A 14,510-nucleotide genomic window follows, 5' to 3' on the forward strand; every position below is an offset into this window, starting at 1 on the left:
TTAACGTTAGAACTGCTTTCTATAGTGCTATCATAGCGCTGCTGCTGCAAAACTTCAAGCAATTTACGTAATAGTGCACGTCCTGGTGTTTAAACTCTTGTCAGTCCCAAACATGCCAACCCTACCACAATAAGCGTTATTATCAGCAGATACTTGCTGCCAAAAGCTGTCCGCAAATAATGGCGTCCCTCTCGATTAGCGGCCCACCACATGCGTAGTTTGCTCCAGTTACGGGCTAATATGTAAGCACCAATTATGCCGCCACCTAGAATAATGATCCCACTAAGCTGATCTGCTCGAGCAGGTGCTAGCCGACGCAACACGAACGTCAAAAAGTCTCCCAAGACAAAGTTATTAAAGATATGCAAACCAATCGACCATTTAATCCCATAGTTCAGTGCAACATAGCCAAAGACGAGTCCAACCATAAATGCAAAGGGGGTTTGCACAAAATTAGCATGATATAACCCAAACATATACGCTGAGATGATAATTGCCATCTCATTTCCATATTTTGCTAAACTTCGCAGTAAATATCCACGAAAAACAATTTCTTCTGTCAAAGGTCCTAACAAAGCTGCATATAACAACATTGAAAAGCTTTGACTGGAATGTGTCGCGGCCTCCAACTGTTGCGTGGCGCTAAAGCCAATCAAGTTGACCAATTTTTCAAATAGCGCACCATAAATACCTGCCACAATCTGCAGCGTCATCAGGATCGCCGTTAGACTGAAAAACTTTTTCCATGAAATCTGTTCTTTTCCCGCTATCCAATATTGCCTGCGCAAACGAGGTGGCGACACAGCTACAATAACTAATAAGCCGACACCGATCGCCCAAAAGTAAGGTACTCCACTTTGCTCAATTGCACTTGGCAACATATTTTTGACTGCCGAATTATTACCAATTAACAAAAAAACAGAGGCGATTAATGCGACAACTTGAAAAACCACAAAATAGATCGCTGTCACCAATAATGTTTTCCCAAGTTTTTTTTGAAACTTTTTCTTTGCAGAGTTATTAATAGCTGCCACTCCCTCTCAAAGCCTTCTTTAGCTGGGTCCAAAACTTAGTTTGTTTACACAAGTATACTGTTTTCTCTTTATGCTTGTAAATATATCCTTAGGTAAAAGAAAAGAGCCATAACAAAACTCAGTTTGTCACAACTCCGCTATTTTTTAAAACATTTTATTTGAGCAAAATCTGATGCTTTTTTTTAAGCGTTTCTATCTGTGAACTAGAAACTTTCTTAAGTTCTTGCAATTTATCCTCAATCAACTCAAGAACCTTGATTCTATCACCTAGATTCCCTACAAAGTCGTACTGATCTCCATCAAGAATCAACAACGGTGAGACGTTGTAATTATGCATCCAATCATCGTAATATTGTAACAGCTTCTTGTAATATCCGACAAGTGAAGGATCATTTTCAATAAGTTCATATTTGCGACCGCGTTTTGTAATCTGCTTGATCATTGTTTCGTAAGAGACTCTGATAGTGATCATTAAATCAGGTGCTTTCTTCTTGGCAGCATAAGGCAGCTCTTCCATCATATTATTCAACAAACTTTTATATATCTGATATTCGACATCAGTCGCATTACCCATCTCTGTATTCATCTTCATGAACAGTTCATCTTCATAAATTGACCGATCCAGAATGTTATTGTCACCTTGCATTGCCTCTTTAATCATTTTAAAACGCCTGTTTAGAAAAAATGTCTGCAATAAATAAGCATATGGATTAGTAGCTTCTTCATCCCCAGCAGCTCTTTTTTGAGCAGCGATCTCGTTTCCCTTGTAAAATAGCGGTAACACCGGGTTATCCTCCACTGGTTCGAAAAAGGCTTTGGTTCCCAATTCCTTAGCCAAAATGCCTGTTAAACTGGACTTGCCGGATCCAATAATCCCAGATAATGTAATCAAAATGATCGTTACACCCTTTCTAATTCTTCTATTCATAGTGCCGTTAGCTTTGATCTTCAAAAACCCTGTGACGGAAACAAAAAGCCTTGAAGATTAAACGCATAAATACTCTGTTACATTTAGTATACCTGCCAGTAACAGTCACTCAGTCCATCGACTCAACAAGTACCAATTACCATCATACTCGGTCTCTAAATAAAAATAAAGGATTGCTTTTACACAAGTGAATGTATTAAAATTAAATGCAACCACTGTATCTTGTAGGAAAAGTAAAAGTGAGGTCATATAAGTGAATAAAGTTTATCTTGCAGCACCATTTTTCAGCGAACCCCAAAATCAGCGAATTCAAGCAGTTAAAAAAGCATTGCAGCAAAACAAAACCATTGATAGCGGAAATATCTTTTTACCTCAAGAACATCAATTTGAAGAAGAAGAATTCGGCAGCCGTGCTTGGCAGCAATACGTTTTTGCTTCAGACATGCGTCAAGTTCACCGTGCTGATCTGCTTGTGGCAATTATCGATTATAAACTGGAAGGCGGAGAAAATGAGAGCGACTCTGGCACTATTTTTGAAATTGGGGCTGCCTTTGAAAACAAAACCCCTATTGTTATCGTACAATTTGATCCGCAAAAGAAACTTAACCTAATGATTGCACAAAGTTTGACGGCTTATTTTGATGCCAGCGGTGATGGCCTAAAGGAACTTGCAACTTATAATTTTGATGTTCTAAAATCAAAACCGGCACACCGTGAGGTCTTTTAAGTGATGATTCAGCAAATTTCAAAATAAAAACTAGGCCATCGCATATTAGCGGCCTAGTTTTTATTTTGAAATCCATAAGATCTCCACTCATTAATTTTGAGCTGCTTGTTTACCAGCTAGTCGCCCAAAAGTTTGTGCATGACTAGCCGCTGTACCCGGAACACGATCTGGGTAACTCCCAAAGAAAAAGCCGCCACTGTCATTTCCAGCTGCGTATAGATGATTGATTGGCGCATAATCCTCATCCAGAACTTCCATCTTTTTATTGACGCGCAACCCATCAAAGGTACATAGTAAGCGTCCGCCTAACATACAGCCATAGTATGGTGCTTGAGCAACCGGAGTCAGCCTGTATGCCTCTTTCCCAAAGTCTTGATCAACACCTTGTGCGGATAACTCATTAACTCGAGCTACTGTCTTTAATAAGTTTTCAACCGGTAAATGAAGTTTTTCAGCAAGCTCTTCAAGCGTTTTTGCTTTAACGATCAGTCCTTTGTCGACATACTGTTCCGTATCTGCTTTCAATTTCTCAACATTTGCCATATATCCAGGAAAACCAATTCGTGCACATCCTAAAGTATGAAATTGAGCTGCGTATTTCCCAAAATTACTGTCCCAGATCATCGCATACAAGTACCCTTTTTGTTTACTTGCTGCATTCACAATAAACTCATATGGGGTTGATTCATTTGCAAACCGTTCACCACGAACATTGACTTTCAGTAATGGATGACTTGCCAACCACAACCAGTCTTGATAAGTTTCGGTTTGAACGTACATATCTTCAGTTCGAGTCCCAATTGGTACTAATCCCCTATCAAAAGTACATCCTGCAGGCGCTTCATCTTTAATTGCTCCCACATTCATTGCAGCCATAATTCCAGCCCCATCATTACGTGGACTGTCATTATAGACATTCTTTTTTAAGGCTAATGGATTCCATTTTGATAATAACTCCTTATTCGCTGAGTAACCTCCTGTACACAGAATCACGCCTTTAGTTGCCCTAATTTTAAAGTATTTATCATCGATAAGATTCTTAGCAACAATCCCCGTGACAGTTCCATTGTCTACTTCCAACTTTACTAATGAAGTGTCAAAGAGCAGTTCAACACCCATTTCTTCGACTTTTTCTTGGAACCATTTTCCATAAGAAGCAAAAGTGTTATCATCCTTTGTTACGTCGTTTTGTGTTGGAAATGCTTTATAAATCGGATTCTTTTCTCCAATATCTGGCTCAGCGCGAAGATGTGCCCCATGCGGCTGTAACACATTATCTTCCACCCAATTGACTGCTTCAGCGCTGTTGTTTACCCAATGATAAATTAAGCCTTCATCAACATTATGCTGTGCAAAAGCAGCTAGATATTCCACTAATTCAAACTTGTTTATTTTTATGCCTGCTCGTTTCTGAGCATTAGTATCAACCCCACCTAAGCTAAGCCGTAAAAGATTAATAGTGTGTTCTTTTTCAATTACGAGCGTCTTTACCCCTTTTTCAGCAGCAGCAGCGGCCATTAATCCAGCATTACCTGCACCAATTATCAAAACTTCAGTGCTGATCAGCTTAATATCTGTGGTATTGTAGTCCTTACTATCGTCGTTTGTATTCATAAAAATGCCTCCTTTAGCTTGGCTTTTACCTTATAATAAGTGAAATTGTGAGCAAATTCAACCTATTAAAATTTTCGTGTCCCTATATTTCTTCGATATTATTTTTAAGGAGATAAACACTGCGCTGTATCCCACCTCAAAGATATAGTATTCTTATGACAAAGGGGAGGTTACAAAAGATGTTAAACAAAAATAAACTATTTTTGATTCCACTATGCTTGCTGCTCGTGGGGTGCAGCTCGCAAAAGAAACCAGGAACTGAAAAACAATCAGCAACCCGAACCGAAAAGAAAGTACAGTCAGCTGCCAAAAGTACCCAAACAAACAGCCAAAAAGCAAGTGCTAGCCAAGAAGAGTCCACTACTAGCTCTGCAGCTGCATCTTCTCAATCCGAGCAACAAGCATCCCGCCTTGCTCAACTGAATCATGAGCTCATTACACATCTGGGCACTGTTTTGTTACCACAAAATGATGGTCTCACTAGTGGTAGCGATAAACTCAATGCGCGTTATCATGGAAATGCTGCTAATTATACCGTTAGCTATAGTGTTGGGACACGTGCCAAAGATTTTAATGATTCTAGCGTCGCACAGGAAATTCCTTATGCTGAATTTACAAAGAAAACCTATTCGTCTGCCACCGAGGCTGCCCAACAAGTTACCCACCGAACTGCAAGTGATTCTCAGGGCTTACCAACAGTCGATTTGGGACATAATATTAAAGGATATCTTGATTCAGGAGCGGGACAACGGTACTTATCTTGGAACGAAGGCAACTGGTCACTGAGTGTGCATGCTGCTGCCGTAAAAAATGAGGATCCTACACAGTTAGCCAAACAAACAGTTGCAGAACTTGAGAGCTATCTTTTGCCTGCACCACAATCTTATGGTGAAATCCGCTTCAATGTCGGCTTAAGTTACGGAAGTCGGGAGCAACTCGTGCGGTGGCAAAAGGGCAACATTATTTATGAACTGGAGACACATGATCCTTCAACTGCAATAAAAATGGCAGCCAGTGTGAAATAATTCTTTTCCTTATTCGTATTGTCTTGCACCGACCGTACGCGCCTCCCATTATTTTTAAAATCGGCTTCAACTAAAAAGCAAGACTGCCACAAAGATTGGAAGATTCTCCAACTTTATCACAGTCCTGCTTTATTTTATTATCTTTTACCATACCACTTTTAAACTTTCGCCTGCTGCCACGTTAATTATTAGGCAACACCCAATAATTATCGTTATTATGCTGCTTGACATAATTCTTAAATTCCGTTGATTGATAGGCTTTTTTTACTGCCTTTGCCCAAGCAGTCTTTGCATTTTTCTTAGTGGTTACAGCTACTAAACGATACTCAGAACGTAAAGTCTCTGCTAGTAATATTTTTTTGGTAGAGATTTTTGCACTATAAGCAACCGAACCAGGTAAAACAACATATTCAAAATCTTGCTTAGACCGTGGAATGGTAGCAGAGTCCATTTCAGTAATTTTTAAATTGTACTTATTAGTAGCGATATCTTTCTTGGTTGCCTTAATCAGATCTGTCCCTTTCTTCAAGGTAATCCAGCCAGCTTTGACCAGCAAATTATACGCACGTGCAGTATTGGCAGGATCATTTGGAATTGCAATCCGGTCACCGAAAGCAACATTTTTTAATGTTATTTTTTGCGCTGGATAAATACCAGTAGGTACGGTTGGAATTGGCGTCAGTGCAACCAAATTTGCCTTCTTTTCAGTATTAAAATTCTTCATGTAGGCCGTATGCTGATCAACACTCAAATCCACTTGACCCTCGCTAAGTGCAACATCTGCGTTCAACAAATTATTGAAGGATTTATTTGTCACATGATAGCCTTCTTTTTCAAGAATTGGTTTAATTCCCTTGAGAAAAAGCTCACTGTAAGGCCCTGGAGAACTGCCTAGCAAAATTGTTTTTTGATTATTTGAACTGCTCTTTTGACCATGCAAAGTGAAAAATGCAAGTACCGCAATTAGTAAAACCACCAAAAGCGTAACACTTAATTTAAAGCGCGAACTTTTAAACAACGACTTCCCACTCCCTTTGATTACTCTATTTTTCAAAACAGAAAAGCCTGCGCTAGCGTATGGTTTGCAAACAAAGTAATTTTTTATCTAAATTAAAGCTTATCTAAAGCTTGTTTTAAATCCGCAATTAAATCATTCACATTTTCAATCCCAACCGAAATTCTAATTAAATCAGGTGTAATTCCTGTTTCCTTTAATTCTTCTGCATTCAATTGCGCATGTGTCGTTGAAGCCGGATGAATGATTAAGGATTTGGCATCTCCCACATTGGCCAACAGTGAGAAAAGCTTCAGGTTCTCAATTAAATCCTTGCCGGCCTGTTCTCCCCCAGTTAATCCTAAAGTGAAAATCGAGCCTACACCGTTAGGAAAATCGCGCACTGCTAATGTATGATACTTGCTGGACTCAAGTTCTGGATATTTGATCCAAGCCACTTTAGGGTGATCATTTAGAAAAGCAATAATTTTTCTTGTATTTGAAACATGTCGTTCAATTCGTAAAGATAGTGTTTCCAGTCCTTGCAGCAGCAGAAATGAATTAAATGGGCTGATTGCCGCCCCAGTGTCACGCAAAATTTCAGCACGGACTTTTGTGGTAAAAGCACCGCCTTGTAAATCAGCAAAAACCAATCCATTGTACTGAGCATTCGGCGTCGTAAATTCCGGATAGCGCGTACTTGCATGATAATCAAATTTCCCATTCTCAACGATCACCCCACCCATTGAGGTTCCATGCCCCCCAATGAATTTTGTCGCGGATTCGATTACAATATCGGCACCGTGTTCCAACGGCCGGTAAAGATAAGGTGAAGCAAAGGTATTATCAACGAGCACTAAAATTCCGTATTTATGCGCTGTTGCTGCGATTGCATCAATGTCGAGTAAATTGATATCAGGGTTCCCAATCGTTTCCAAATAGATTGCTTTTGTGTGCTCATTGATATATTTTTCATAATTTTCCGGCGCATCAGGATCAACAAAATGCGTAGTAATACCTAACTTAGGCAATGTCACATTCAGCAAATTATAGGTGCCACCATAAAGTGTACTGGCTGCAATTACCTCATCACCTTGTCCAGCAATATTGGTAATTGCGGCTGTAACAGCAGCAGCCCCACTTGCTAGCGTAACTCCACTGGTTCCTGCCTCAAGTGCCGCCACGCGTTCATCAACTACCGCTGTCGTTGGATTTGTAAGCCGATTATAAATATTACCGGGGTCACGCAGCGCAAAGCGATCAGCTGCCTGCTTAGCATCCTTAAAGACGTACGAAGTTGTTTGATAAATTGGAACTGCCCTAGCACCTGTTTCATCGACTGTCTGTCCTGCGTGGACCTGTAAAGTTTCAAAACTCAAATTTTTTTCACTCATGAAAATTCCTCCTTTAGAATATACGCTGTGCGACAATTTTTTATAAGATACACAAAAACGTCCCTGCAAAAATATTTGCAGGGACGTTTTCAACGTGGTACCACCCATCTTCATCAGTTCCAGAATAACTGATCTCATAGCACAGATAATGCTTGGGATTATATCGTATCCTTACGAATCATTGGCTTGCACCGCCGATTATGACTCCGAGCTCATCTTCAGCCTCATTTAACCGTACGTTTTCACCAACTCGTACTCTCTATCAGATTAAAATTAAGCCTACTCTTCTCATCAAAATCACATATCTTATTGCAAGTATCCTAACATTCGTTCATGCCAACTGTCAATACCTTTTTTTATTAATCTTCACGACTTATTTTTAAAAAAATTGAGTACAGACTTGACGTTTTGGTTAAAAAGTCATAATCTACTTATAATAATATTACGTTGATGGGATGAGTAATATATTTGCGATGATATTCAGAGAACTGGGCATGGTGCGAACCAGTTATCATCCATATGTGAAAATGGTCCCTGAGTGAAAATTGTACGAACTTTAATCTATAAAGCAAGTATAATTCGGGTGCGCCCGTTAACGCAGCAGTGTATCGCATTTTAAATGCCGTACACGTAAAGAGTAGTCATTGTTAATGACTAGTAAACGGGTGGTACCGCGACTTTTCGCCCCGCAATCCTTTGATAGGATTGCGGGGTTTTTTGTACTTGTATTAACCTTAAGGAGGTTTCAATATGTCTTGTGTCAGTATTTTGTCTGGTCTAACTAAAAATGATGTCCCGGTGGTCCCTGGTTCTTTAAAAATTCTCATCTTGAACCTAATGCCTACACGCCAAGCCACTGAAAAACAATTTACTCAACTACTTGCACAGATTCCACAAAATAGTACCGTAACTTTTTGCGTTCCAGAAACTCACCAATTTCGACATCCAGAAAAAAATTTATTTGAGAAATACGTAACATTCGCACAAATTCAACACAATCACTATGATGCTCTGATCGTCACCGGAGCCGCAATTGACCAGCTACCATTTCAGGTAATTGACTACTGGGAAGAGTTAAAAGAAATCCTAACATGGCGGCATACTCATGTTAAAACCAGTCTCTTTGTCTGCTGGGGAGCGTATGCAGCTGGGAATATTGAGCATCTTTTTACGGGACTGCAACTCAAACATAAGCTCAACGGAGTTTATACTGTTAACGGAATTACAATGCCACATTCACGCTATTTCACTATTCCATCCCAAAATGTTAACAAACGAGCCCGCGTAATAGCTGGAAATAATGAATTAGGCGCCGTTGTGATTCATGATCCCATCACCGCTTCATTATACGTCACCGGTCACCTTGAATATTCGACTGAAACTTTAGCAAAGGAATACCAGCGTGATCTCCGCCTTGACCCAACCACTCAGATTCCTTATAACTATTTTGATGAAAACTTATGCGCCCAAAACACCTGGAGAAAAAGTGCCATTAACTTTTATCGCACATGGCTCGGAAAAATTTCGAGCACCAAGAACCAGTGTCCAGCTTCTGCCGACTAAGCTTTGGATTAGAAGTGTCGACACCCGGCGTTCAGCCGCCGTTGACTAAGTCCTGAATTACAAAGTAACCTGAACTTGGTTACGCGTAATTTAGGCTTAGGTGCAGGTGGTTGCGGGGTGGAGCACGTTATGATAGAAGTGCGCAAAAAGGCGGGAGGCCTTGAAGATTAGCGATAGGTAACACAGGTAATTGGGCTTGTTACCGGTGTTACCTCAGCTAAGCATAAAGGGCTGCCTTTTGAAGCACGTTAAAAAAGTGCCACCAGTCCAAGGGACCTTCAGCACTTCCATAAAATTTTGTTTTTTTAAGAATTTTTACTTGTTGCTTTAAAGATAGACCTTGTCTCACGCCAAATCTTTTGTGCAACTGTTGCATGATTCATTGTATAAAGATGGATGCCGTCAACTCCATGTGCTACTAAATCAATAATCTGCTCGACCGCATAGGCTACCCCCGCGTCTTCCAAAGCTTCCTTATTGTTTTGGTACTTGTCTAGCATCTGGCTGTATTTATGCGGAATTGGAACCCCCGAAACTTTCGCAATTCGCTCAATTTGCTTTTTGTTAGTACAGGGCATAATCCCTGCTTCAATCGGCACGTTTATTCCCGCAATTTCAGCCTTTTCTTTAAACGTATAAAAACTTTCGTTATTGAAAAACAGCTGTGTAATGAGATGATCGCTACCAGCATCAATTTTTTTCCTCAAACAAGCAATATCTTCAACAAAACTGACCGCTTCCCGGTGCTTATCGGGATAGCACGCACTCGCAATGCTAAAAAGTGGACGTTCCTTTTTTACAAACTCTATCAGTTCATTTGCATGTGAAAAATCACCGACCGGTTTCCTGCCAGGAATGAAATCCCCCCGCAGTGCCAAAATATTAGTTACATTAATTTCTTTTAGCTGATCAAGTAATGTAAGTACCTGCTCTTGTGAAAGATATAAACACGGAACATGCACAACCGCAGGAATGTTTAATGTATTCTGAATAAAATCAGCAATCTCAAAAGTTCCTTGGTCATGACCGGTTCCGCCAGCTCCAAGTGTCACAGAAATAAAATCCGGTGCAATTTCTTGCAGACCCTCAAGTGTCGGAATGATACGCTGAGACGAAAGCTCATTTCTAGGCGGAAAAACTTCAAGTGAAAATACTGTTTTACTGTTAAAAAGCTCCGTTAGTTTCATTAACACTGCTCCTAACCTTCCGCGTGGCTTCAACAATATTTCTCAAACTTGCAAATGATTCTTCTTCCGAGCGCGTTTTTAATCCGCAATCCGGATTTATCCAGATCCTATCAAGCGGCAGTTTCTTGATGATTTGCTCAATCAAGGCTTCAACCTCTTCTTCTGCCGGAATCCGAGGTGAATGGATGTCATACACGCCGGGACCTACCTCTGTCTGGAAGTCTGCAGCCGCAAGTTGGTCGATCAACGTAAAATCAGCACGTGAGGCCTCAAACGAAATCACATCTGCATCCAGCTGATCAATTGCATCGATAATATCACCGAATTCACTATAGCACATATGTGTATGAATCTGCGTAGTAGGCGCAACCTTGCTGTGAACAAGTCTAAAGGCTGGAACCGCCCAGTCCAAATATTCCTGATTCCAATTTGACTTACGTAAAGGCAAATTTTCACGAAGAGCCGGCTCATCAATTTGAATAATTTTGATTCCATTTGACTCTAAGTCTAACACTTCTCCTTGAAGAGCTAGTGCAATTTGGGTTACTGTTTCTTTTGGAGCAATGTCTTCTCGTGGAAATGACCAGTTAAAAATCGTAACTGGTCCAGTCAGCATCCCTTTAACTGGCTTAGCAGTCAGATTCTTAGCAAAGACTGAAGCAGCAACCGTAATTGGGGCAGTTCGGCTGATATCCCCCCAAATAATTGGCGGTTTAACTCCACGCGTACCATAAGATTGGACCCAGCCGTTTTTTGTGAAAATAAACCCGTCTAGTTTCTCACCGAAGTACTCAACCATATCATTTCTTTCATACTCACCATGAACCAGTACATCAAGGCCAATTTCTTCTTGAATTTTAACAATTCTCGCAATTTTTTCTTCATTAAATTTATCATACTGTGCACGCGTGATCTCACCTTTGCGGAACTTAGCACGATTTTGACGCACATCTCTTGTTTGCGGAAATGATCCGATAGTTGTAGTCGGTAACAGTGGTAATTTAAATTCTTCTTTTTGCAGCTGCTGCCGTTCTTTGCGTTCAGGAGTGCGCTCATAATCGTTTGGTTGCAAATGATCACTTTGAGCATGCACAGCTGCATTGTATGGATGTTTCACGTTAGCAAATAACGCATCGTTTTTCTCCAAAAATTGCTGATTTCCAATTTTATCATGCTTAAGTGCATCCAACTCTTTCAGTTCAACTAACTTCTCTGTAGCAAAAGCCAGATGCTGCCTTACATCTGCGGGCAATTGCTCTTCAGTGGCCGCACTATATGGAACATGCAAGAGCGAAGTTGAACTATTAATTACAATTGGTGCAGCGATTGTCTGCGTCAGCTCTTTGAGCAGTTTAAGCGTGGTTACATAGTGATTTCGCCAGACATTCTTGCCATTGACCACACCTGCGAACAAAGTTTTAGTAGCCGGAAAACCATTTTTTTCAACTAACTCAGCATTATAGCTTCCTTCCAGAAAATCGAGTCCAATTCCATCAAAGGGTAAAGTTAGAGCCTCTTGATAAACATCACGTAAATCACCAAAATAGGTTTGCAATAATACTTTGGTAGTATGTTTCGGGGTAAGGATTCCAGTATAAAGTTCTTTAAACAATTCTTTTTCGGTAGCTGTTACATCCAAACAAAGTGCTGGTTCATCAATTTGGAGCCAGTCAATTTTCTTTTGATCTAAGCGCGCAATAATCTCAGCATAAGCAGCGCTCAGTGCCGGTACAAAATTCTTAGCAGTTGTATCCTCAAGAAAACGGCTAAGCTTTAGCAACGTATATGGTCCAATCACAACAGCTTTAGCATTAATTCCTTGTTTCAAGGCTTCATCAAGTTCCGCAAACAGCTTGTCACCGACTAGCTTTATGTCGGTATCTGTTGTAAATTCAGGAACGATGTAATGATAGTTGGTGTTAAACCACTTCTTCATCGGCAGTGCTTTTACAGCTACCTCCCCTTGCTGATATCCACGCGCCTGGGCAAAATATTCAGCAAGAGGCGAAAGCCCCAGCCGTTTGTAGCGCTTGGGTACAATGTTCAGCAAATTCGCAGTATCTAGAAGGTTATCAAAAAAAGAAAAGTCACCCACAGGAATCAAATCAAGTCCCGCTTCTTGCTGAACCTTCCAATGATTTTTTCTGAGCTGTGCTGCCACCTGCAGTAGTTCATTTTGAGTAAGTTGCTTCCGCCAATATTTTTCAGTTGCAAATTTTAATTCACGTTGTTGTCCAATTCTGGGAAACCCGATAATAGTTGTTGTCATGTATATCCTCCTAAAATTTTGTCCTAGTAATAAATTAAATGTTGCGTGCGAACCTTGAAAGAAGCCAAGTTTTTGAGAAGTAACGCGCGCGAATAACCCCTTTTCGCTACAAAAAAAGTCCCTCGCTCAGCATAATTGCCAAGCAAGGGACGAATTTAATCTCGTGTTACCACCCAAATTTATACTACCCTCACGGATAATATCTCTGAAAGTATCTCTCTAAATACCCGATGTTATAACGGTCATCCCCCGACATCCAAGCGTTGACCTGAATGCAACTAATCAGAGCTCATCTTCACTGACTATCAAGGTATCCTTTCACACCATCCGGATTCTCTTCCACCTCTGAAGTCAGCTACTCTTCTCCTCGCAGTTCTGTGAAAATAAAAATGTTTTTCATAGAATTATCATAATTACAATTTTTACTTTTGTCAACAGTTTGCTAACTAAAATTTAAAATCCCTCTAAAAAGCAAGTCTTAGCAAGTAATTAGACCCATTTTAGCACATAGTCTCCCCCGAAAAATTCAAAATATTTCCCGGGTAATACTGCAAACATTAGCTCATTCCAATCATTTTCTCATTTTACTTCGAAAATATTTAGCAAATCCTGGATTACGCAAAGGCCAACGCTGCCGACAATATTTAAGAAAATCTGTGTAAACTTGCGCTTTTTTAGCGTCTGGTACTTGTCTCCAAGCCACAACATCTTCCTGACCTTTTTTAACTAGATCTGCATACTGACCTACATATTCTCCTTGGGCATTTTTAACATAATAATCTTTCTCCGCCAACCAATAATTATCTTGTCCAGCCGTCGTTAACACTCGCCGCAATTTGGGGTCAGCTGGATGTCTAACATCTAATAATTGATGACTATGGTTTATGCAAAGAAGTGGATTAAAGCTTCTCCCCTTAGGAATTCCATAATTGAATGACTCAGTATTTGCAATTGCCTCAGCTTGATGCGCAGCATAGTGTCCCGGGTTCGAATCAATCTGACCAGCAGCAGTATATTTATACACTTGCCATTCTGTCACAAACTGACCAGTCCTTAAGGCAACAATAAACTCAGACATTCTACTACTTTTTGTAACCTGAATCTTCATGTTCTGTGGGTAAAGAAAAGCAGAACTTTTTAAATGGCGATTGTGATAGTTAGCATCTGTACCATAATCTAGCTTAAATTGATAGTATTGGGCATACTGCAATAATTTTTCAAAATCATTCTGGCCCACAAAGTTGGTTCGGACAAACCTAATATTATTCCTATCAAGATAGCTTCTGAAAAGATGTAATTTTTGAGCAAGCTCTGCAAGTACATCAGCGCCATTGGCATATTCTCTAAGACTCCGTTTCCGGAAAACTTGTTGCACAAGTTTTCTGAAGTACTGCAAAAAAGCTGCGTGTGGCGCCATCTGGGGATCTAAGCTATATATAGTCCCTACTTGTAAAAATCCATTGCGGTCGACTTGAGCCTGCAGTTGTTGCAATACCAAAGTGAGCTTCTGTTGGGGAGACAACCTAGCAGCTTTAAACATCTTCGTGTAGAGTTCAGAGCCAATTAATCTACTTGTTTCCGTCCATGCTTCCATCGGTTTACCCTTAGCTATTCGCTTAGCATATGCCTTGTCATAAACCTGCAAAGCGGCTTTATCCCAGCCATTTTGCTGCAACTTCGCTGCAATCTTTGCTTCGTTATTTTTTCGCTGCTTTATAAATACCACCTTCTTTTAGCCCTGATCTGCTTGCATTCGCCTCAACCAAAAAACTAGG

The 14,510-nt window shown here is 40.3% G+C and carries 11 protein-coding genes and 1 other annotated feature; of the genes, 3 read left to right on the forward strand and 8 right to left on the reverse strand.

Features of this window, described 5'->3' with window-relative positions:
- Positions 1 to 89: 89 nt before the first annotated feature.
- Together AB3Y88_RS05925 and AB3Y88_RS05930 are read right to left on the reverse strand one after the other, a co-directional pair.
- Positions 90 to 1,034 carry a CPBP family intramembrane glutamic endopeptidase gene (locus AB3Y88_RS05925; protein WP_228887953.1) on the reverse strand — a complete coding sequence of 315 codons (945 nt, stop codon included), beginning with the start codon at positions 1,032 to 1,034 and terminating at the stop codon, positions 90 to 92.
- A 154-nt stretch (positions 1,035 to 1,188) separates the two neighbouring features.
- Positions 1,189 to 1,926: a deoxynucleoside kinase gene (locus tag AB3Y88_RS05930; protein WP_228887972.1), complete on the reverse strand. Its 738-nt coding sequence runs from the start codon at positions 1,924 to 1,926 to the stop codon at positions 1,189 to 1,191.
- 289 nt (positions 1,927 to 2,215) lie between these two features.
- On the opposite strand from AB3Y88_RS05930, the gene AB3Y88_RS05935 reads away from it, so the two are divergent.
- Complete coding sequence (locus tag AB3Y88_RS05935; protein WP_228887954.1) at positions 2,216 to 2,689, forward strand: nucleoside 2-deoxyribosyltransferase; 474 nt, start codon at positions 2,216 to 2,218, stop codon at positions 2,687 to 2,689.
- Positions 2,690 to 2,779: 90 nt separating this feature from the next.
- On the opposite strand, the gene AB3Y88_RS05940 is transcribed toward AB3Y88_RS05935, so the two are convergent.
- The gene (locus AB3Y88_RS05940; protein WP_228887955.1) at positions 2,780 to 4,303 is read right to left on the reverse strand and encodes an FAD-dependent oxidoreductase; all 1,524 of its coding nucleotides are present in this window, start codon (positions 4,301 to 4,303) and stop codon (positions 2,780 to 2,782) included.
- Positions 4,304 to 4,482: 179 nt separating this feature from the next.
- Here AB3Y88_RS05940 and AB3Y88_RS05945 point away from each other — a divergent pair, with 179 nt between their 5' ends.
- Positions 4,483 to 5,328 (forward strand): hypothetical protein, encoded by an 846-nt coding sequence (locus AB3Y88_RS05945; protein WP_228887956.1) that lies wholly within the window; start codon positions 4,483 to 4,485, stop codon positions 5,326 to 5,328.
- A 181-nt stretch (positions 5,329 to 5,509) separates the two neighbouring features.
- On the opposite strand, the gene AB3Y88_RS05950 is transcribed toward AB3Y88_RS05945, so the two are convergent.
- Both AB3Y88_RS05950 and AB3Y88_RS05955 read right to left on the reverse strand, forming a co-directional pair.
- Positions 5,510 to 6,346, reverse strand: coding sequence for a MetQ/NlpA family ABC transporter substrate-binding protein (locus AB3Y88_RS05950; protein ID WP_054755598.1), 837 nt, complete (start codon positions 6,344 to 6,346; stop codon positions 5,510 to 5,512).
- Between the two features lie 92 nt (positions 6,347 to 6,438).
- Positions 6,439 to 7,716, reverse strand: coding sequence for an O-acetylhomoserine aminocarboxypropyltransferase/cysteine synthase family protein (locus AB3Y88_RS05955; protein WP_056961926.1), 1,278 nt, complete (start codon positions 7,714 to 7,716; stop codon positions 6,439 to 6,441).
- A gap of 438 nt (positions 7,717 to 8,154) precedes the next feature.
- Positions 8,155 to 8,408 (forward strand) — a binding site (T-box leader).
- Between the two features lie 58 nt (positions 8,409 to 8,466).
- Here AB3Y88_RS05955 and AB3Y88_RS05960 point away from each other — a divergent pair.
- Positions 8,467 to 9,279 carry a homoserine O-succinyltransferase gene (locus AB3Y88_RS05960; RefSeq protein ID WP_228887957.1) on the forward strand — a complete coding sequence of 271 codons (813 nt, stop codon included), beginning with the start codon at positions 8,467 to 8,469 and terminating at the stop codon, positions 9,277 to 9,279.
- A 305-nt stretch (positions 9,280 to 9,584) separates the two neighbouring features.
- Here the strand turns inward: AB3Y88_RS05960 and metF are convergent, their stop codons facing one another.
- From metF to AB3Y88_RS05975, 3 genes are all read right to left on the reverse strand, one after another.
- A complete protein-coding gene (gene metF / locus AB3Y88_RS05965) occupies positions 9,585 to 10,466 on the reverse strand; it encodes a methylenetetrahydrofolate reductase [NAD(P)H] (protein WP_228887958.1) in 882 nt (293 codons plus the stop codon).
- Positions 10,444 to 12,735 carry a 5-methyltetrahydropteroyltriglutamate--homocysteine S-methyltransferase gene (gene metE, locus AB3Y88_RS05970; protein ID WP_228887959.1) on the reverse strand — a complete coding sequence of 764 codons (2,292 nt, stop codon included), beginning with the start codon at positions 12,733 to 12,735 and terminating at the stop codon, positions 10,444 to 10,446. The genes metF and metE overlap by 23 nt, the downstream gene beginning before the upstream one ends.
- 571 nt (positions 12,736 to 13,306) lie before the next feature.
- Positions 13,307 to 14,461 carry a DUF3114 domain-containing protein gene (locus AB3Y88_RS05975; RefSeq protein WP_228887960.1) on the reverse strand — a complete coding sequence of 385 codons (1,155 nt, stop codon included), beginning with the start codon at positions 14,459 to 14,461 and terminating at the stop codon, positions 13,307 to 13,309.
- Between the last annotated feature and the right edge of the window lie 49 nt (positions 14,462 to 14,510).

Source organism: Liquorilactobacillus satsumensis, assembly GCF_964065465.1.
In the GTDB taxonomy this organism is placed as follows: Bacteria; Bacillota; Bacilli; order Lactobacillales; family Lactobacillaceae; genus Liquorilactobacillus; species Liquorilactobacillus satsumensis.

Excerpts from the sequence above, each read along its gene's own strand:
- AB3Y88_RS05955 (WP_056961926.1), bottom strand. The coding sequence starts at position 7,716 with ATGAGTGAAAAAAATTTGAGTTTTGAAACTTTACAGGTCCACGCAGGA.
- metF (WP_228887958.1), bottom strand. The coding sequence starts at position 10,466 with ATGAAACTAACGGAGCTTTTTAACAGTAAAACAGTATTTTCACTTGAA.
- AB3Y88_RS05940 (WP_228887955.1), bottom strand. The coding sequence starts at position 4,303 with ATGAATACAAACGACGATAGTAAGGACTACAATACCACAGATATTAAG.
- AB3Y88_RS05945 (WP_228887956.1), top strand. The coding sequence starts at position 4,483 with ATGTTAAACAAAAATAAACTATTTTTGATTCCACTATGCTTGCTGCTC.
- metE (WP_228887959.1), bottom strand. The coding sequence starts at position 12,735 with ATGACAACAACTATTATCGGGTTTCCCAGAATTGGACAACAACGTGAA.
- AB3Y88_RS05960 (WP_228887957.1), top strand. The coding sequence starts at position 8,467 with ATGTCTTGTGTCAGTATTTTGTCTGGTCTAACTAAAAATGATGTCCCG.